This is a genomic window from Bradyrhizobium sp. BR2003, from assembly GCF_009720285.1.
GTDB classification, from domain to species: domain Bacteria; phylum Pseudomonadota; class Alphaproteobacteria; order Rhizobiales; family Xanthobacteraceae; genus Bradyrhizobium; species Bradyrhizobium elkanii.
Genome location: NZ_SMYJ01000045.1, coordinates 291,537 through 309,139, shown reverse-complemented (window position 1 = coordinate 309,139; position 17,603 = coordinate 291,537). Strand labels below are relative to the sequence as shown.

At 65.6% G+C, this 17,603-nt stretch carries 17 protein-coding genes and 2 tRNA genes; 6 read left to right on the top strand and 13 right to left on the bottom strand.

What is annotated here, in order from left to right; genetic code table 11:
* Nucleotides 1-14: 14 nt before the first annotated feature.
* On the top strand, nucleotides 15-3,698 hold the full coding sequence (locus E2I15_RS35805; RefSeq protein WP_349629434.1) for a TIGR02680 family protein: 3,684 nt from the start codon (nucleotides 15-17) through the stop codon (nucleotides 3,696-3,698).
* The gene (locus tag E2I15_RS35800) at nucleotides 3,695-4,969 is read left to right on the top strand and encodes a TIGR02679 family protein (RefSeq protein ID WP_137482438.1); all 1,275 of its coding nucleotides are present in this window, start codon (nucleotides 3,695-3,697) and stop codon (nucleotides 4,967-4,969) included. Before E2I15_RS35805 ends, E2I15_RS35800 begins: the two co-directional genes overlap by 4 nt.
* 23 nt (nucleotides 4,970-4,992) lie before the next feature.
* On the opposite strand, the gene E2I15_RS35795 is transcribed toward E2I15_RS35800, so the two are convergent.
* The 12 genes from E2I15_RS35795 to E2I15_RS39430 form a co-directional block, all read right to left on the bottom strand.
* Nucleotides 4,993-5,068, bottom strand: a tRNA-Phe gene (locus tag E2I15_RS35795).
* A 139-nt stretch (nucleotides 5,069-5,207) separates the two neighbouring features.
* Nucleotides 5,208-5,390, bottom strand: coding sequence for a DNA gyrase inhibitor YacG (yacG, locus tag E2I15_RS35790; protein ID WP_137482437.1), 183 nt, complete (start codon nucleotides 5,388-5,390; stop codon nucleotides 5,208-5,210).
* Between the two features lie 355 nt (nucleotides 5,391-5,745).
* Entirely contained in the window at nucleotides 5,746-6,375 is a 630-nt protein-coding gene (locus E2I15_RS35785) for a Maf-like protein (RefSeq protein WP_018269043.1), read from the bottom strand.
* A 197-nt stretch (nucleotides 6,376-6,572) separates the two neighbouring features.
* Nucleotides 6,573-7,037 (bottom strand): arsenate-mycothiol transferase ArsC, encoded by a 465-nt coding sequence (locus E2I15_RS35780; protein WP_137482436.1) that lies wholly within the window; start codon nucleotides 7,035-7,037, stop codon nucleotides 6,573-6,575.
* 54 nt (nucleotides 7,038-7,091) lie between these two features.
* Nucleotides 7,092-7,598 (bottom strand): UPF0262 family protein, encoded by a 507-nt coding sequence (locus E2I15_RS35775; protein ID WP_016841326.1) that lies wholly within the window; start codon nucleotides 7,596-7,598, stop codon nucleotides 7,092-7,094.
* Nucleotides 7,595-8,890 carry a histidinol dehydrogenase gene (hisD, locus tag E2I15_RS35770; protein ID WP_137482435.1) on the bottom strand — a complete coding sequence of 432 codons (1,296 nt, stop codon included), beginning with the start codon at nucleotides 8,888-8,890 and terminating at the stop codon, nucleotides 7,595-7,597. Before hisD ends, E2I15_RS35775 begins: the two co-directional genes overlap by 4 nt.
* 123 nt (nucleotides 8,891-9,013) lie before the next feature.
* The gene (locus E2I15_RS35765; RefSeq protein WP_137482434.1) at nucleotides 9,014-9,442 is read right to left on the bottom strand and encodes a DUF2948 family protein; all 429 of its coding nucleotides are present in this window, start codon (nucleotides 9,440-9,442) and stop codon (nucleotides 9,014-9,016) included.
* A 342-nt stretch (nucleotides 9,443-9,784) separates the two neighbouring features.
* Nucleotides 9,785-10,609: an alpha/beta fold hydrolase gene (locus E2I15_RS35760; RefSeq protein ID WP_137482433.1), complete on the bottom strand. Its 825-nt coding sequence runs from the start codon at nucleotides 10,607-10,609 to the stop codon at nucleotides 9,785-9,787.
* A gap of 110 nt (nucleotides 10,610-10,719) precedes the next feature.
* Entirely contained in the window at nucleotides 10,720-11,220 is a 501-nt protein-coding gene (locus E2I15_RS35755; RefSeq protein WP_137482432.1) for a hypothetical protein, read from the bottom strand.
* A 178-nt stretch (nucleotides 11,221-11,398) separates the two neighbouring features.
* Nucleotides 11,399-11,707 carry a UBP-type zinc finger domain-containing protein gene (locus E2I15_RS35750; protein ID WP_137482431.1) on the bottom strand — a complete coding sequence of 103 codons (309 nt, stop codon included), beginning with the start codon at nucleotides 11,705-11,707 and terminating at the stop codon, nucleotides 11,399-11,401.
* Between the two features lie 175 nt (nucleotides 11,708-11,882).
* Entirely contained in the window at nucleotides 11,883-13,580 is a 1,698-nt protein-coding gene (locus tag E2I15_RS35745) for an FAD-dependent oxidoreductase (protein ID WP_137482430.1), read from the bottom strand.
* Between the two features lie 40 nt (nucleotides 13,581-13,620).
* Nucleotides 13,621-14,034 (bottom strand): hypothetical protein, encoded by a 414-nt coding sequence (locus E2I15_RS39430; RefSeq protein ID WP_246729476.1) that lies wholly within the window; start codon nucleotides 14,032-14,034, stop codon nucleotides 13,621-13,623.
* 95 nt (nucleotides 14,035-14,129) lie between these two features.
* Between E2I15_RS39430 and E2I15_RS35735 the strand changes: the two genes are divergently transcribed.
* Both E2I15_RS35735 and E2I15_RS35730 read left to right on the top strand, forming a co-directional pair.
* Nucleotides 14,130-14,204 (top strand) — tRNA-Thr (locus E2I15_RS35735).
* A 269-nt stretch (nucleotides 14,205-14,473) separates the two neighbouring features.
* Nucleotides 14,474-15,664 (top strand): hypothetical protein, encoded by a 1,191-nt coding sequence (locus E2I15_RS35730; RefSeq protein ID WP_137482429.1) that lies wholly within the window; start codon nucleotides 14,474-14,476, stop codon nucleotides 15,662-15,664.
* Nucleotides 15,665-15,841: 177 nt separating this feature from the next.
* On the opposite strand, the gene E2I15_RS39610 is transcribed toward E2I15_RS35730, so the two are convergent.
* On the bottom strand, nucleotides 15,842-15,967 hold the full coding sequence (locus E2I15_RS39610) for a hypothetical protein (RefSeq protein WP_276487141.1): 126 nt from the start codon (nucleotides 15,965-15,967) through the stop codon (nucleotides 15,842-15,844).
* A gap of 202 nt (nucleotides 15,968-16,169) precedes the next feature.
* Here E2I15_RS39610 and E2I15_RS35720 point away from each other — a divergent pair, with 202 nt between their 5' ends.
* Nucleotides 16,170-16,490, top strand: coding sequence for a hypothetical protein (locus tag E2I15_RS35720; RefSeq protein WP_137482428.1), 321 nt, complete (start codon nucleotides 16,170-16,172; stop codon nucleotides 16,488-16,490).
* 230 nt (nucleotides 16,491-16,720) lie between these two features.
* Nucleotides 16,721-17,464, top strand: coding sequence for an outer membrane protein (locus E2I15_RS35715; protein ID WP_137482427.1), 744 nt, complete (start codon nucleotides 16,721-16,723; stop codon nucleotides 17,462-17,464).
* Nucleotides 17,465-17,603: the final 139 nt, after the last annotated feature.

Below are 17,603 nucleotides of genomic sequence, written 5' to 3'. Positions count from 1 at the left end.
TGAGCGAGCAGCGGGTGGTCCTGACGAGAGAGCGTCTGCGCGAAGCGATCGAGAGCCGAGGCCAGGTGTTCGAAACGGCGGCGAACTACCGTCGCGCCGTCGATGAGCGGCTTTTCCATCTGGGCAGCCGACGTTACGACGCCTTGATGGATACGCTGATACAATTGCGGCAGCCGCAATTGTCCAAGAAGCCCGACGAGACGGCGCTGTCGAACGCCCTGACGGAAGCGCTGCCACCGTTGGCACCGGAGTTGCTGGCCGACGTCGCCGAAGCGTTCGGCCAGCTGGAAGAGGATCGACAGCAGCTGAAGGAATACGAGGCACTCGCCGAAGCGGTCGATCGTTTCGACGAGAAGTATCGGAACTACGCCGGCACGCAAAGCCGCCGCCAGGCGCGCACGCTGCGCCAGGCGCAGACAGAATTCGACAACGCAAGCCGCTCGCGCGGCGAGGCGCAAGGCAGACTGGAGAAGGCCCTGGCCGGCGAAGCGGAGGCGCGACGGGTTCGCGACGCGGCCGAAATCGAATTCAAACGCGGGCAGTCCCGCCTCGAGACTCTCCGGTCCGGGCCTGGGATGGAGGACGCGAACCGCCTGGAATCGGCGGAGACGGACATGAACGCGCGGCGACGCGCCCTGTCCAACGCAGAAACCGCGACGGAGGCGGCACGCAGACGGTTGAAGAACAGCGAAGGCGACACGGCGTTCGCCGCGGAGCGCGCGCAGCAGATCGAACGCCGCGTCGCCGGACTGCGCCGGGAAACCGCCGGATGCGCCGACGGCGCCGGCGTATCGAGCCAGCACGCCGACAATCCGATCGCCAAACTGGAGACCGGCCGGCTCGCGGCGCTGGCGCCTCACGCCTTCGAGAAGGCGAGCTCCGATCTTCGTGCGCTCGTCTCCGACAGGAACGAGGAGATCGCCTCGTTGCGGAGACGAGATGCCGAAGTGACGGCGGCGGAATTCCTGAACGAGCAACGAAGGCGCCTCCGGGACGAAAGTCAGGATGCCGCGGACGCCGCGGCCGAGCGGCGCGAAACGGCCGACGTCGGCGTGGAGCGCGAAGGGCAGAGCCTGATCGACGCGTGGGAGCGGTGTTTCGCCGGCCTGCGACACAATCTCGTCGCGCTGGACGACCGCTTCGCGGTCCTCGCGTCCCTGGCGGAGTGGGTCCTCGCGCCGGACGACGTCAATCCCGCACGCGCGCTTCTGCAGGTCGCCCAGCAGCAGACCAGCGAGCGCCTGGCAACGATCCGCGTCGAACTCGATTCCCGACGGCGAGGCCTGCTGTCGGAGCGCAAGGATCTCGACGACGAGCGCGACCGATTGGAAGGCGGCGTCGATTCCGAACCGCCGAGGCCGCATACGCGCGACGGCGAAAGCCGAGCGGCGCGCGAGGGAGCACCTCTCTGGAGGATCGTGGACTTCCGCGCCGGGGTGACGGTCTCCCAGCGCGCCGGTCTCGAAGCCGCGCTGGAGGCCGCCGGACTGCTCGACGCGTGGATTTCGCCCGACGGCCGTCTGCAGTCGGCCGACGGCGATATTCCCATCCATGACACGCAAATGCTGCAGCGAAGGCAGCATTTTCCCTCGCTCGGCGACTGGCTGATCGCGGACGTGCCGAGCGGCGCCGGCGTCCCGCCCGCCACGGTGGAACGCATCCTGCACGGGATCGCCTGCGCCGACGAAGAACTCGCGGAGCTCGAATCGTGGGTCGCTCCCGACGGGCGTTTCCGGCTCGGCGCACTCGGCGGTGCGTGGACCAAACCGGAGGCCGTCTACATCGGCTACTCCGCGCGCGCCGCCGCCCGCTCCCGGAGGTTGGCGGAGATTTCGGAACGGCTTGCGGCGATCGCCGGCGAGGTGGCGGACCTCGATGCCGATTCCGACAGGCTCGTGCGGGATCAGAGCGAGGCGGCCGAAGAGTGGCGTCGGGCGCCGACGGACGACGCGCTCCGCCTCGCCCACCTCGCCGCTGCCACTGCCGCCCGCGAAGCGACTTCGGCTCGCCAGCGGTTGGCCGATGCCACAATCCAACATCAAGCGAGCGAAGAAGCGTTGACCGCCGCGCGGCAACGGCGGGCCTCGGACGCCATCGACCTTCGCCTGCCGGCGGCGCCTTCCGAACTCGAGGCGGTGGAGGCGGCGCTGAGACGATACCAGACGACCTCGGCGCACCTGACGCAGGCCGTCGCCGAAATGCGCGTCGCACTGCCCGATCTGGAGCGGCAACGCGTCCGGGAAGGCGAGGCGCGCGATGCCGCTGCCGCTCAAGAGAGACTGCTCTCGACCACGAAAGTCGAGGCCGAACAGGCCGCGGCGCGTTTCGACGTGCTGCGCAACGCCATCGGCGCCCGGGTCGAAGAGCTGCGGAGGCAGCTGAACGAAGCCCGCGAGAGCTTGGATGCCGCAGAGACCGCGCTGGACAAGGCCGAGGACGTCCTCAGGACGTCGGGCGAAGCGCGCGCGGTCGCACACGAGCAGGTCACGACCGCGACCGGCGTCTTCGAGCAACGGAGCGAAGCCCGCACGGAAGCGATATCGCGCTTCCAGCAGTTCAGCGCCACGGGTCTGCTGACCGCGGCCATCCCGACCATCGTGCTGCCGGACATGGCAGCTCCCTGGACGATCGATCCGGCCCTCGGCCTGGCGCGGCGCGCCGAACAGGCGCTGTCGACGCTCGACGACAAGGACGAGGCCTGGGCGCGGATCCAGAAGCAGATCAGCGTCGGATTAACGGAGCTGCAGACCGCGCTCAGCGCGCTCGGACACCTGGCACTGTCGGAGCAGAACGATTGGGGACTGATCGTTCACGTGGTCTATCAGAACAGACCCGAACGCCCGGACCGGCTCGCCGCTCGCCTCGCCGAAGAGATCGCCCAGCGGAGCGAACTCCTGACCGCGAGGGAACGGGAGGTGCTGGAAGATCACCTGCAGGAGGAGATCGCGTCCGAGGTCCAGCGCCTGCTCCAGGCCGCCGAAAGCCGGCGCGACCTGATCAACAAGGAGCTGCACAGCCGCCCGACGTCGACCGGCGTGCGCTATCGCCTCACGTGGCCGACGCTCACCGAAGACGAAGGCGCTCCCGTCGGCCTGGAGGCTGCGCGGAAGCGCCTCCTGAACGTCAACGCCGACCTGTGGTCGACCGAGGACCGGAAGGTGGTCGGGGCGATGCTCCGGCAACGCATCACGGCGGAGCGGGAGCGGGCCGACTCCGGCGCGGGCAAGGATTCGGCGGGACCCTTGATCGAGCAGCTCGCGCGGGCCCTCGACTACAGGCGCTGGCACCGCTTCCGGGTCGAGCGGTGGCAGGACGGGACCTGGCGCAAGCTCTCCGGCCCGGCGTCCAGCGGGGAAAGGGCGCTCGGCCTGACCGTCCCGTTATTCGCCGCCATCGCGAGCTTCTACACTCAGGGCAGCTACCAGCATGCGCCGCGTCTCATGCTGCTCGACGAGGCGTTCGCCGGCATCGACGATGCCGCGCGGGCGCACTGCATGGGGCTGATCCGCGAATTCGATCTCGACTTCGTCATCACCAGCGAGCGGGAATGGGCGTGCTACGCCGAGCTTCCGGGCGTCGCGATCTGCCAGCTCCAGCGACGCGAGGGAATCGACGCGGTCTTCGTGTCCCGATGGAGCTGGGACGGCAGAGCCAAGGTGCGCGAAGGCGATCCCGACCGCCGGTTCGCGCTCTCATGAGCCGACCGGTCGATCCCCGGCTGCAACGGCTGCTCGGCGGCGACGCATACGCGAGCCTGCGCAAGCGGTTGCGCGACCGGTTCGCCCGGGCGCCGGCCGGCGAGGAGGTCGAAAGCTTCCGCATCAGCAAGCTGACCTCCGACGAGTACTCCCTGTTGGCGTCGCTGCTGGGCCGCCCTATCCGCCATTCCTCCTCGCTGCAGGTCGATGTCGGCCGAGTCGATGCGACCTTCCGCGATTCCGGCATCGCCTTGTCTCTGCGCGATGCGCTCGAAATCATCGACGGGCCGATTGCAAACTTGGCGGAAACGCGACGCGCATCGATCAAGATGTGGTCGGATGTCCTCAACGCATGCACCCATCATGCGCTCGTTGAGCTGCTGCAGACCCCCAAGGGGTTAGGTCTGCTCAAGCGGCTTTCAGGGTCGCGGCCGGATGCGGCGATCGAGCTGTGTCGCAGGGTCGAAGCGACGCTGCGGCGATTGCCCGCCGATGCCGTGACGCGCTCGCAATTGGCCGCCGAAGTCCTGGGTGACGCACATGCCCTCGATGGCGGCAGGCCAGCCGCGACCTTGATCCTGACTATCTGGCGGCGACCCATCGCGCGGACCAGTGGCAACAAAGGCTTCGACGAGCCGGAAGGGGAGACCGAAATCGAGCCCGCCGAGCGCGACCGCGACGTCTGGGCTAAGGCCGGAGTCCTGGTCAACGAATTAGCGCGACCCGCCTTGTTCCTGAATGTGCCCGTCGAGGGCACGGAGAGATACGGACAATTTCCGGGAGAGCCAGTCTACGCCTCGCTGCGGTCGCTCTTGCGTACGCCTCCGGTATGGAGAGTTGCGGGTCGAAAGGTCTACGTCTGCGAGAACCCCAACCTTGTGGCCATCGCCGCCGATCGCTGGGGCTCCGACTGCGAGCCGTTGGTTTGCACCGACGGAATGCCCGCCGCGGCACAAAGGTGCCTACTGTCGCAACTGACCGAAGCAGGTGCGAGCCTTCACTATCATGGCGATTTCGATTGGGCGGGTGTCCGCATCGGCAATCACATGATGTGCGAGCATGGGGCCAAGTCCTGGCGGTTTGATGCAGTCGACTACGTTTCCGCCGTTGAAGAAGCATCGGAGCTCGGACAGACGCTCACGGGAAAGGCCTCACTTGCATATTGGGACGGAGGGTTGACGACGGCGATGCAACTGCACGGCCTTTCCGTCGCTGAGGAGGCTGTCGCTACTTCCCTCTTAAACGATCTCAGATCAGCAAATGGTTCGTGATTCTATCTTGAATGGTAGCAAAATGGTGCCCAGGGGCGGGATCGAACCACCGACACTGCGATTTTCAGTCGCATGCTCTACCAACTGAGCTACCTGGGCATACTCGCGGGGCCGAAAGGCCGGAGCGAGCGGGCGGTTTATAGAGAGGTCGGAGCGTCGTGTCCACCCGCCTTCGCCAAAGGCTTCGGCGCGGCGAGCCCGCCCGGCACTCTTTCCCCAACTTGTTGGGAAATCTTGGCTATTCCGGGTCCTCCGCGTCGTGCTCGCGGCCGGGGACGACATAGCGGCCGGTCAGCCAGCGGTTGAGGTCGACGTCGCGGCAGCGCGCCGAGCAGAACGGGCGGAAGGCCTGCTCGACAGGCTTGCCGCAGATCGGGCAGGCGCGCGGGGTGGCCGGGGGTGTGCGGGCTTGGTCGGTCATGGCTGGGACGGAGTTTACATCATCTGCGGCATGTTCCGCTGCGCTCCCTCCCTGCTTGCGGGTAGGACCATCGCACATGCGTCTTCGCCGGCCGCGCAGGTGCCTGGCCTCGTGGCTCGAGACGGCGACCTCGCCCGCAAGCGCAGGGCGATAGCCTCGGAGCGAGGGGCGTCTCCGCGATTTCTGGATAATGGAAAATACCGCTGATTTGCCCGACGCGTCAAGTTGCCCGTGTCGAAGGCCGGAGCCGCCGGCTCCTTTGCATGGGGTTGTTTTCGATATTTTGGCAGCGCGCCCCTGGGAGGAGCTATCGCATCCGGCTATCGACTGCCGTCGCCGCACGAAAGTGGATACCTCACACCGCGACGGAGTTGAGCCAGCCGTGGCGGATCGGAAAGCCCTCGCCGCCGAGCAAGGTCACGGTCTCGTAGAGCGGCAGGCCGACCACATTGGTGTAGGAGCCGACCATCTTGACCACGAACGATCCGGCAATGCCCTGCACCGCGTAGCCGCCGGCTTTGCCGCGCCATTCGCCGGAGCCGATATAGGCCTGGATATCGTCCTCGCTGAGCCGCTTGAAGCGCACGCGCGTTTCGACCAGGCGCTGGCGGAATGCCTCGCGCGGCGTCACCACGCAGATCGCGGTGTAGACGCGGTGATTGCGGCCCGACAGCAGCCGCAGGCACTGCGCGGCCTCGTCGACCAGATTGGCCTTGGGCAGGATGCGGCGGCCGACCGCGACCACGGTGTCGGCGGCGATGATGAAGGAGCCGCGCAGGTCATCGTCAAGATGCACGGATTTCAGCGCCGCGTCGGCCTTGGCGCGCGCCAGGCGGTTGGCGCAGGCGCGCGGCAACTCGCCCCGCCGCGGGGTCTCGTCGACATCGGCCGGGCGCAGCGCATCGGGCTCGATGCCGGCCTGGTTGAGCAGGGCCAGCCGCCGCGGCGAACCGGAAGCAAGAACGAATTTGGGACGGCCTAGCATGCGGGCTTTTGAGCTGAATCGGGGGACGAACGCGGGCGGAACCTATCGGATGGGGCATGGATGCACAACCTTGGAACCGGTCGCGAATCGCGCCCCCGCCTGGAGACAAGGCCCCATAAGCACAGCTGTTTGTCAGTCTGGCGACAAGCGGCGGTTCTGCGAATCGGAACACGCTGGTCCCCTCGCCTCGCCGAGCCTCACAGGTTCGCCGCGCCGGCCTTGGCAAAGCGGCGGCGGATGCGCAGCAGAAGACCGTCGCAGACCTCGCGATAGGCGGCGAGCTTCTGCTCACGCGAGCCCTCGGTGCCAGTCGGATCGACGGTGGGCCAGTATTCGACATCGGCAGCGAGCGTGCGGGTGAGATCCAGCGCCTTGTGGTGCGCCTCCGGCGACAGCGTGATGATGAGATCGAAGTTCAGCCCCTCCCAGTCCTCGAGTTCCTCGAAGGTTTGCGGCTTGTGGCTGGAAATGTCCTGGCCGAGTTCGGCCATGACCGAGACGGCGAACGGGTCGAGTTCGCCCTTCTTGACGCCGGCCGAGCGGACATAGAGGCCTTGCGGAAACATCTGCTGCAGCAGGCTTTCGGCCATCGGCGACCGCACGCTGTTCAGGCCGCATGCGAACAGCACGGCCTGGGGGTTGCGCGCGCGCGGCGCTTCCATGCGATCAGGCTTTTTTCGATCGGGGTACGCCCCCGTCAAGCTTCGTCCTGATCATCATGCGCCTTCACCCTTCCAGTGCAGCACAGTGATCAGCGTGAACAGCCGCCGCGCGGTCTCGAAATCGACGCGCACCTTGCCCTTGAGCCGCTCCTGCAGCGTACGCGAGCCCTCGTCATGGATGCCGCGGCGGCCCATGTCGATCGCTTCGATCTTGTCCGGCGTCGCGGTCCGGATCGCCTGATAGTAGCTGTCGCAGATCATGAAGTAGTCCTTCACGACGCGGCGGAACGGGGTCAACGACAGCAGATGCGCGACCACCGGCGCGCCGTCCTCCTTGCGGATGTCGAACATCAGCCGGTTGCCGGTGATCGCGATATGCAGGGTGTAGGGCCCCGGCCCGGCAGCGCCCTCGGGCGCGAACAGGTTCTGCTCGATCAAATCGTAGATCGCGATCGCGCGCTCATGCTCGATATCGGGCCCGGAACGGCCGATCGATTCCTCGTCGAGCGTCACCGCGACGATGCGATTGTTGGAATCCTCGTCGTCTGGTGGCTTGTTCATGAGAGGTTGAGGCGCAATCCGACGGAACGTGAATGGGCATCGAGACCCTCGGCCTGGCCGAGCGTCATGGCGGCGGGTCCGAGCGCACGCAACTGATCCGGCCCGCACCGCAGGATCGAGGTTCGCTTCATGAAGTCAAGCACCCCGAGGCCGGAAGAGAATCGCGCCGAGCGCGCGGTCGGCAGCACGTGGTTGGAGCCGCCGACATAATCGCCGATCGCCTCCGGGGTATGGGCCCCGAGGAAGATCGCCCCGGCGTTGCGGACCTTGTTCGACAGGCCCTCGGCGTCCGCGGTCATGATCTCCAGATGCTCGGCCGCGATCGCATTGGCGAGCTCGACCGCGTCGTCGAGTTTTGCCACCTTGATCACGGCACCGAAATCGTTCCACGAGGTGCGGGCGATCTCGGCGCGCGGCAGGGTCGCCAGCTGCGCCTCGACCGCGCGCTCGACGTCGGCGGCGAGCCGTGCACTGTCGGTGATCAGGATCGACTGCGCGCTGACATCATGCTCGGCCTGCGCCAGGAGATCGGCCGCGATCCAGTCGGCATTGCCGGTGTCGTCGGCGATGACCAGCACCTCGGAGGGACCGGCGATCATGTCGATGCCGACCTTGCCGAACACCAGCCGTTTTGCCGCGGCGACATAGGCGTTGCCGGGGCCGACGATCTTGGCGACCGGCGCGATCGTCGCGGTGCCGTAGGCCAGCGCCGCCACCGCCTGGGCGCCGCCGACGCGGTAGATTTCCGAGACGCCGCCGAGATGGGCGGCCGCGAGCACCAGCGGGTTGAGCTTGCCGTCCGGCGCCGGCACCACCATCACCACGCGCGGCACGCCGGCGACCTTGGCCGGCACCGCGTTCATCAGCACCGAGGACGGATAGGCCGCGGTGCCGCCGGGCACATAGAGCCCGACCGCGTCGACCGCGCTCCAGCGCCAGCCGAGCTCGACGCCTTCGGCATCGGTGAAGCGCTCGTCCTTCGGCAACTGGCGGCGGTGGAAGGTCTCGATCCGGTCGCGCGCGAACCTCAGGGCCTCGACGGTCTTGCGGTCGCAGGCCGCAACCGCGGCGTCGATCTCGGCTGCGGTAATGCGCAGGCCGGCCGCGTCGACCTCGAGGCGGTCGAACTTTTTGGTCGCCTCGAGCAGCGCCGCATCGCCGCGGGCCGCCACATCGTCGACGATCGCGCGGGTGGCGCGCTCGACGTCGGCCGACACCTCGCGCTTGGCCGCCAGGAAATCGCGGAATCGCTGCTCGAAATCGGCGCTCTGTCGGTCCAGGCGAACGGGCATGACGGCTTTCTTAGGAGGAATTCGGGTCCCTGCTCAATGGCGCGACGGATAATGGCCGTCAACCCTTGGGGGGATGTCATTCCGGGATGGTCCGAAGGACCAGACCCGGAATGACGCGCCGAATCAGCCCGGCGCCATCCCAAGGTCGTCTTCCCCGAGATCGGTCAATTCGCACTCCAGGCACTCGACATCGAGCCGCAGCGCCCCGCCATGGCCGAACATCAGGAGCGCGCTGCCGCCCGGCGGGTCGGCGGCATAGAACTCGATCCCGAGCAGTTCCAGGGTGGCTTCCGGGGCCTCCAGGTCGATATTGCGCGACTTGCATGCCAGCACCCGGTCGAACCTCAATGCGGCGATCAGCCGGCGCGAGCAGGTGCCGCCCGACAGGGTCTGCTCCCAGTCCAGCCGATTCAGGCCGACCACGAGCCGCTTCTCGTCCTGGCGCCAGACGATGTCGGAGGGCTGGACGCGGGCGTCCTGCACATGGGCCGAGATGACCGCGAGGTCATCGGCGTCGAGGGCGATCAGTTTCAGCGGCGCGGGCGGCGACATGACGGTGGTTATAACGCCTCGCGGCCCGGGAGGTACCACGGCCGGTGGAATTCGTGCCGGGGGAACCAGAGGTGTTCGCAAAATTCGCGAGGCGAGCACGCTGGTCAGGTTCCCTCCCCCCTTGCGGGGGAGGGCTGGGGAGAGGGGTGGTCCTGGGCGAGATCGGTGACGAAACGATCGGTATCGTATCTTGGTTTGCCCATTGCCGAAAGATGGGTCGAGAGAGTGCGCCGGGTGGCCCCCTCTCCCTAACCCTCCCCCCGCAAGGGGGAGGGAACCCTTCCGCCAGTGCTTCCCTCACGATCGCTCAAACAAAGATTCCGTGCAGAGCACGGCCAGCGGTCAGCCCTTGATGAACGCCAGCAGATCCTTGTTGATCGTCTCGGCCTCCGTCGTCGGCATGCCGTGCGGAAAACCCTTGTAGGTCTTCAGCGTGCCGTTCTTCAGGAGCTTGGCCGAGAGCGGCGCGGAGTCGGCGTAGGGCACGATCTGGTCGTCGTCGCCATGCATCACCAGCACCGGCACGTTGATCTTCTTCAGATCCTCGGTGAAGTCGGTCTGCGAGAACGCGACGATGCCGTCGTAATGCGCCTTGGCGCCGCCCATCATGCCCTGCCGCCACCAATTCTGGATCACGGCTTCCGACGGTTTTGCGCCGGGCCGGTTGTAGCCGTAGAACGGCCCGGCCGGCAGGTCGCGGTAGAATTGCGAGCGATTGGCGGCGAGTTGGGCCTGCAGGCCGTCGAACACCGACTTCGGCAGGCCGTCGGGATTGTTCGCCGTCTGCACCATCAACGGCGGCACCGCGCTGAGGATCGCCGCCTTCGCCACTCGGCTCTCGCCGTGGCGGGCGATGTAGTGCACCACCTCGCCGCCGCCGGTGGAATGGCCGACATGGACGGCGTTCTTCAGATCGAGATGCGCGGTGACGGAAGCGAGGTCGTCGGCATAGTGATCCATGTCATGGCCGTCGGCGACCTGGGCGGAGCGGCCGTGGCCGCGGCGGTCATGGGCGACGACGCGGAAGCCGTGCCCCACGAAGAACAGCATCTGCGCGTCCCAGTCGTCCGACGACAGCGGCCAGCCATGGCTGAACACGATCGGCTGCCCCGAGCCCCAATCCTTGTAGAAGATCTCGACGCCGTCTTTGGTGGTGATGGTGGGCATTTGGTTGCTCCTCTTCTGCCAAATGTATCGGTTCTCGGCGCGTCCGCCGCACGATCGTGCATCGTGTTTTATGCCGCGTGTCGCCGCGAAATGATGTCGCGCGCGTCAGATCAGGCGAACGTGACCGGCCTGAACCGGCGCCAGGCGCCGATGATCACCACGGCGAAGAACACCAGCACGATGCCCTGCACCGCCGCAAACACCGGCCCGGACGGCGGATTCGGCGGCACGGCCGGCGCCAGCGCCTGCAGCGCCGGCACCTTGAGGAAGCTCTGGATGACCAGCACGAAGACGTTGAGATAGAGCGAGACCATCGCGGTCACGATATAGACCGGACGCCAGGCGCCCTTGAGCTGCATCGCATAGAGCGCAATGCAGGCGATCGCGAGCAGCACCAGCGAAAGCCCGCCGATGATGTGCGACGGCAGCAGCTTCTCGGTCACCAAGGGCGGGATCACGAAGCCGGTGGCGCTGGTCAGGATCGTGAGCACGAGGAAGATCGCGGTCAGCCCCGGCATCGCGCGCGACCCAAGCAGCCCGAACATCACGAGCACGCCGGCGACGATTGCAATCAGGCTGATAATGACGTGCACAAGCACCAATGTCGTCATGTGGCGCACTCCCCGTTGAGACCCGCATGCGAGGTTACGATGCGTGACGGAAAATTGCTACATGCTTCGATGGCAGGACGGCCGACATCTCATCAAAAATTTTGCGGCGCCGGCGATTGCTGAAAATCTTCGCACGTATGTCACACGATGCGGCACGTGCGCCGTGTGAGAGGCTGAATCAGTCATAGCGCGGGATCGGTCCGTTATGCGGCGTCTTGCGCTTCGACAGGTCGAACAGCACCTCGTCGACATAGCACCAGCCCCAGCCTTCCGGCGGATCGTAGCCCTCGATCACGGGATGACCGGTGGCGTGGAAATGCGCCGTGGCATGCCGGTTCGGCGAGTCGTCGCAGCAGCCGACATGGCCGCAAGTGCGGCAGATGCGCAAATGCAGCCAGCGGCTGCCGCTCTTCAGGCATTCCTCGCAGCCGAGCGCGCTCGGCGTGACATCCTGGATGCCGGCGATATGGGTGCAGCCTTTTGTCATTCGCGACCTCTTTACCTTGTGCGCCTCTCAACCCGTCATCCTGAGAGGAGCGTGCTCTTGCGCGCGCCTCGAAGGATGCATGGCCCGGGCTGTGGCCGATACATCCTTCGAGGCTCGCTCGCGCTCGCACCTCGGGATGACGGGGAAACGTTTGCGTTTGCCGCATCAATCGTCCCTACAGCGTCGGACTGCCCGCGTCAGCGAGATAGCCGTGCAGGGCGGCGACGACCTGCGCGCCCTCGCCGATCGCGCCGCCGACGCGCTTGACCGATCCGGAGCGGACGTCGCCGACCGCGAACACGCCGGGCACCGTGGTCTCGAGCAGCGGCACGGTGCGCGCGCCCTCGCCGGTCTGCACGCCGGTCATCACGAAGCCGCCGCGGTCGACCTGCACCCCGCAACCCTCGAGCCAGCCGGTCGCCGGATCAGCGCCGACAAACAAAAAGAGATTGCGGATATCCATGGTGAACTCGTCGGGGGCGAGCCGGCTGCGCCAGCGCACCCGCTGCAGCGTCTCCGCGCCGTCGAGCCCGATCACCTCGGTGTTGAACATCAATTCGATGTTCGGCGTCGCCTCGATTCGCTCGATCAAATAGCGCGACATGCTGGCCCCGAGCCCACCGCCGCGGATCATCATGTTGACCCTGCGGGCATGCGCCGACAGGTACACCGCCGCCTGCCCCGCGGAGTTGCCGCCGCCGACCAGCACGACATCCTGGTTGGCGCAGAGTCGCGCCTCGATCGGCGAGGCCCAGTACCAGACGCCGCGGCCTTCAAAGGCATCGAGATTGTCGATCTCGGGCCGGCGATAACGCGCCCCGCTGGCGACCACCACGGATTTCGCGCGCAGCGTATGCCCGCAGGCGGTGTCGAGCACGAACGCGCCGGACGCTTTCGTGCAGTCGAGCGATTTGATCGAGACCGGGATCAGCATCTCGGCGCCGAATTTCTGCGCCTGGTTGAAGGCGCGCCCGGCCAGCGCCTGGCCGGAGATGCCGGTCGGAAAGCCCAGATAGTTTTCGATGCGCATGCTGGCGCCGGCCTGGCCGCCGAAGGCGCGGGAATCGAACACCGCGACCGACAGGCCTTCCGACGCCGCATAGACCGCGGTGGCAAGCCCGGCCGGGCCGCTGCCGACCACGGCGACATCGTAGAGTTTTTCATGCGCGCTGTTGCCGATCATGCCGAGCGCCATCGCAAGCGCGGTCTCGGACGGATTGCGCAGCACCGTGCCGTTGGGACAGACCACCAGCGGCAGCTCGGCCCGCGTCGGCGAATAGCGCGCGACGAGGTCGGCGGCATCCTTGTCGGTCTCGGGGTCGAGGAAGTGGTGCGGCTGGCCGTTGCGCGCCAGAAAATTCTGCAGCGACGCCATGTTGCCGACCGAGGCGGGGCCGATCAGCACCGGCCCGCCGGCGCCGCCCTGGATCAGGCTGACGCGGCGCAGGATCAGCGCGCGCATGATGCGTTCGCCGAGATCGGCCTCCGCAACCAAGAGCGCGCGCAGCCGGTCGGGCGGCAGCAGCAGCGTCTCGACTACCCCATCGGCATGGCCGTCGACCAGCGCCGGGCGGCCGGAGAGCTGGCCGATCTCGGCGAGAAACTGGCCCGGTCCCTGGTCGATGATCGGCGTGACATGGCCAAGGCCGTCACGCTGGGTGATCGAGACATTGCCCGACAGCACCACGAACATGCCGGGACCTGGCTTGCCGGTCTCAAACAGCGCCTCGCCGTCCTGGTATGAGCGCGGCTCGCCGAAGCGGCGCATCCGCTCGATCTCGTGCGCGGTCAGGGTCGGAAAGGTCTGCTCATGGCGCGGGAAGGCGGTGGCGGTTGCGCTCAGCCGATCGATTGTCGTCTCGTCTACAGCCATCTCGGCGACCCGCTTCCCTTAACAATGCGCACGAACCGGGTTAACGGCGCGGCTCGTTTCCGCCGGCGTCATCTAGCGAGCCATCGGCCGGTTCGGAAGCCACATCCTCGCGACCGCGCGCCTGCGATTTCCGCCGCTTCAGATTTTCGCGCAGCGCCAGCTTGAGACGATCCTGTCGTGAATCCTTCGCGCGGGCTCCGGCCTGCTCGCCGCCTCTGTCCTGATCGCCTGTCATTGCAAAACTCTCGAACCGCCGCCGCCCGGCGCGAGGCGAGCATAGCCAATGGCGGATGCCCGCGCACCCTGCCCGCTCGGCCAGTTGCGGCGATATGATTCGGCGGCAAGCGCGGATCGGGATGGTTTCGGCGAGATCTGGAACCCAATCCGGCCGAAATCGGCCGAATTGGCCAAAATCATCGGCGAGGCCGTCGATTTCTGCCGATTTCAAGAGCAATAGGGGCGCTGTTTCGCTTGCGCCAAAGGGAGGCCTGTGGCAAGAACCGCCCGCTTGGACGGGCCCTTGGGGCCGATTCAATTTTTCCCGGGCATGCTGCCGTAGCTCAGTGGTAGAGCACTCCATTGGTAATGGAGAGGTCGACAGTTCAATCCTGTCTGGCAGCACCAGGATCTTCATCACACAGCGGACTGCGACATTCCCGCCCGATCTGAAGATCGGCCGGTTGGCGTGTCGCGTACAAGCCAATGGTCTCCGGCCACCCAACGGACAGGGATCCCTCTCCCCGTCTTTTCGCAGACCCGGCCAAGGCCCTCCCCTATTCTCTGATCGAAACTACTTTTGGTTGATTTTCGGCCGGAGCTATACTTCCATGTAACTGTAGTTACATGGCGAATTTCAAAACTCCGCAATACGACAGGGAATTGGGGGATTTCACGTGCGCATCAAAACTTTGCTGCCGACGGCTCTTGCGCTGTTGGCATCCTCGTCCGCATTTGGCTTTGAGTTGGTCGATATTGAGCGTGCTTCGGGCTCGCCGCCGGTCATAAGAGCCTTCGACAGTCCCAGGGACGTCTTCGAGTACGATCTCAAGGTCCGCAATCTCTGCGACAATGCGCAGAGCTTGAACAACGTGGCGTCGGGCTGGGTCGGAGCGAAGCGAACCGGCAACATATTCCAGGATGGATTCAATATTCACGACCGGTCTGTCGCCCTTGCGGCCGTCGTCACGTTCCCGAACGCCAAGAGTGACCAGATCAAGCAGGTCAAGGTACCGATCATAGCGAAAGCCAACTTTGGCGACGTTCAAATTCAGAACTGCGAAGGCACCATCATCACCGACGTTCCGGCGAACGCGAAAATAAGGCTGCACTTTGAGTACAAGCAGTCGGACACCATTCGATTCAATGACCCGACGAAGTTTGTCAGCGGGATTGCGACGGTCGGCACCAGTGCGGTCGCGTTGGGTTCCTTGGCCACGGGCACCGGTATTGGATCGGCGATCGTTCCTGTCGTCTCCTATCTGGAGAAGAACAGCAACGCCATCACCACGCTCAACAACGGGGTGAACTCGATCATGGCGTCGTTTGCGGAAACCAGATCGCCCGATCCCAGGCAGTATGAGATCAGGTCAACCGCCAGCAACATTAGCTACAGAAGCGGCCGGAAAACCGTCATCTCGATCGACAAGATCGTGCGTGACACCGGGCCGGATATTGATGGCGGAAACGGCTGGCTCGGAGTGGACAGGGCCTTTTCCGATCGCTACGGCGAGCTTCAAAGCCAATTCAACAATGCCCAGAACGCGGTTGATTCTCCCTGGTCGGCAAATCTGCCCAAGTTCTGCGCCAAGCTCAGAAGCTATGTGGATGGAGCGACCAAGGGAGACCGCTTCGCCTCGGCTCTCGGTATCGGATTTCACGCCTTCTACAACTCGACGGAGTATGGCGGGAAAACCTGTCTGAACTCATGGGAAATCGCCTCTCTGAAGGCGCACCATTTCGCTCCGCCGTTCCCTGGTGCCTGGCCGACAAATGCGACGCCATCCGCACCCGCGGTCGCTGCACGGTCTTTGCCAAGGCCGCCCGGCACATCTGCCCGAATGGCCAACGCTCTCGCTTCACGCTGATGATCTGAACACACCCTGTCGGCGCCGAACGGAGGCGCCGGCAGGACGTGGCTACCGCCTCTCAGGGAGGATTATGCGATCCGGTTCCGGGCGGCTACCGCGGGGCCTGAGCCGTCACGTGACCGCTTTATTGTGATCGCTATCCGCGCAATCGGCCCTTCGCACCGCTTCCGCGGATCAATGCGCCAGCAGCGCGCTCATCCCGCCGATCGTCAGCACGACGTAGAACGCGAACACACTGCCGACCCATTTCCAATCGATCTGATCGTGTTCGGGGCTGAGGCTTTCGATGATGCCGTGCATGATGGTGTCCTTCAGAGGCGCTTTCGAGCGAAGCTGGGTACCGGTTCGCGTGAAGAAAACGCGTCAAAACAAGAATCCAGAGCCCCGTTCCGATTCAATCGGAACGGAAAAGGCTCTAGAAGTCGCATGCGCGGTGTATAGCCCGCACCTCGAGCACGTCATGTGACTCACTTCACATTTGCCATCGCGGAGCGGACCCAGCGTGACCGGCCCAGAACTGAAGAAATTGCGCGAACATCTCGGCGAGGCGCTCGGCCGCGAGCTGACGGTGGCTGATATGGCGAAGCTGTGCGGGCTGTCGGCCGCCGGCGGCGCCGAGAAGCTGCGCCGGTGGGAAGTCACCGGCCCGACCCCGAAGGTAGCCGCCCTGCTGCGCGTGCTGGCGATGGCGAGCGAGCGCTATCCGATCCTGGAGAAGTTCGACGTGTTCGATCGCCACGACGTTCCGGTCAAAGATCGCGCCGCGCGCCGCCAGGCGTTCCGCGAGCAGATGCGCGACGACGTGCGCAAGCGACTGGCCTAGCCGACGGCTTGGTTAACGGGAAATGCGCGCCGCACGCACCGCGTTAAGCCTTGCTTCATTCCGCCTTAAGCGTTCGTTAGGCACAACAAAACGTTTCGCCGCAAAGGCTGCGACTTAACGCTCCGAGCAGGCCTCCGGTGACTGCATTTTATTCAAATGCGGTCTAACCCATCGCCATGGATGGCGCCCATTCACGCTGCGCCTCATGACTTGTCCGGAGACTGCCCCCCATGAAGAAGTTCCTGCTCGCAACCGCAGCCGCCGCGGCGGCCGTCGCTGCCTTCGGCGCGACCGCCAACGCCGCCGATTTCAACCGTGGCTATTATCAGAAGGCGCCCGCGCCTGTTTACGCCGCGCCGCTCTACAACTGGACCGGCTTCTATCTCGGCGGCCATCTCGGCGGCGTGTTCTCCCAGAACAGCAATTTCAACGGCCTCGCGCTGTCGGACTCCGACGCCCGCTTCATGGGCGGCGTGCAGGGCGGCTACGACTGGCAGCTGTCGCCGATGTGGGTGATCGGCCTCGAGGGCCAGTATTCCTGGGTCGGCGGCCACCAGCTCAACGCGATCTTCCCCGGCGGTTACGTCTATAACAACAACCAGCGCGGCATCGGCTCGATCACCGGCCGCGTCGGCTACACCTGGGGCCCGGGCCTGATCTATGTGAAAGGCGGTTACGCCTATTCCGACAACAACGAAACGGTGACGCTCGGCGGCGCGCCGGTCGGCTTCGCGCTCAGCGACAACCACAGCAACGGCTGGACCATCGGCGGCGGCGCCGAATACATGTTCGCGCCGAACTGGTCGGCCAAGGTCGAGTACCAGTACTACGACTTCGGCGACAGCCGCTTCACCGCGCCGGGCGCGCTGGTGCCGGTCGGCAGCTTCCACAATGACGAGCACACGGTGAAGGCGGGCCTCAATTACCGCTTCAATCTTGGCAACCTCGGCGGCCCCGCCTACGGCCGCTACTGAGAATACGGCCCACAACCGATAGTGGAAAAGGCCGGCTCACGCCGGCCTTTTTGCGTCGTATCGCGAGCATCGATTCCGCACAGCGAACCAACATGGCGTCGATGCGCGGCAGCCCTGAAAAATCCCGCAGATCGTCGCA

What these genes read in the sequence shown, in the direction of transcription:
- E2I15_RS35785 (WP_018269043.1), bottom strand. Translation starts at nt 6,375, where the DNA reads ATGCTAGGCCGTCCCAAATTCGTTCTTGCTTCCGGTTCGCCGCGGCGG.
- E2I15_RS35755 (WP_137482432.1), bottom strand. Translation starts at nt 11,220, where the DNA reads ATGACGACATTGGTGCTTGTGCACGTCATTATCAGCCTGATTGCAATC.
- E2I15_RS35765 (WP_137482434.1), bottom strand. Translation starts at nt 9,442, where the DNA reads ATGTCGCCGCCCGCGCCGCTGAAACTGATCGCCCTCGACGCCGATGAC.
- E2I15_RS35775 (WP_016841326.1), bottom strand. Translation starts at nt 7,598, where the DNA reads ATGAACAAGCCACCAGACGACGAGGATTCCAACAATCGCATCGTCGCG.
- hisD (WP_137482435.1), bottom strand. Translation starts at nt 8,890, where the DNA reads ATGCCCGTTCGCCTGGACCGACAGAGCGCCGATTTCGAGCAGCGATTC.
- E2I15_RS39610 (WP_276487141.1), bottom strand. Translation starts at nt 15,967, where the DNA reads ATGCACGGCATCATCGAAAGCCTCAGCCCCGAACACGATCAGATCGAT.
- E2I15_RS35760 (WP_137482433.1), bottom strand. Translation starts at nt 10,609, where the DNA reads ATGCCCACCATCACCACCAAAGACGGCGTCGAGATCTTCTACAAGGAT.
- E2I15_RS35745 (WP_137482430.1), bottom strand. Translation starts at nt 13,580, where the DNA reads ATGGCTGTAGACGAGACGACAATCGATCGGCTGAGCGCAACCGCCACC.
- E2I15_RS35780 (WP_137482436.1), bottom strand. Translation starts at nt 7,037, where the DNA reads ATGGAAGCGCCGCGCGCGCGCAACCCCCAGGCCGTGCTGTTCGCATGC.
- E2I15_RS35750 (WP_137482431.1), bottom strand. Translation starts at nt 11,707, where the DNA reads ATGACAAAAGGCTGCACCCATATCGCCGGCATCCAGGATGTCACGCCG.
- yacG (WP_137482437.1), bottom strand. Translation starts at nt 5,390, where the DNA reads ATGACCGACCAAGCCCGCACACCCCCGGCCACCCCGCGCGCCTGCCCG.
- E2I15_RS35715 (WP_137482427.1), top strand. Translation starts at nt 16,721, where the DNA reads ATGAAGAAGTTCCTGCTCGCAACCGCAGCCGCCGCGGCGGCCGTCGCT.
- E2I15_RS35800 (WP_137482438.1), top strand. Translation starts at nt 3,695, where the DNA reads ATGAGCCGACCGGTCGATCCCCGGCTGCAACGGCTGCTCGGCGGCGAC.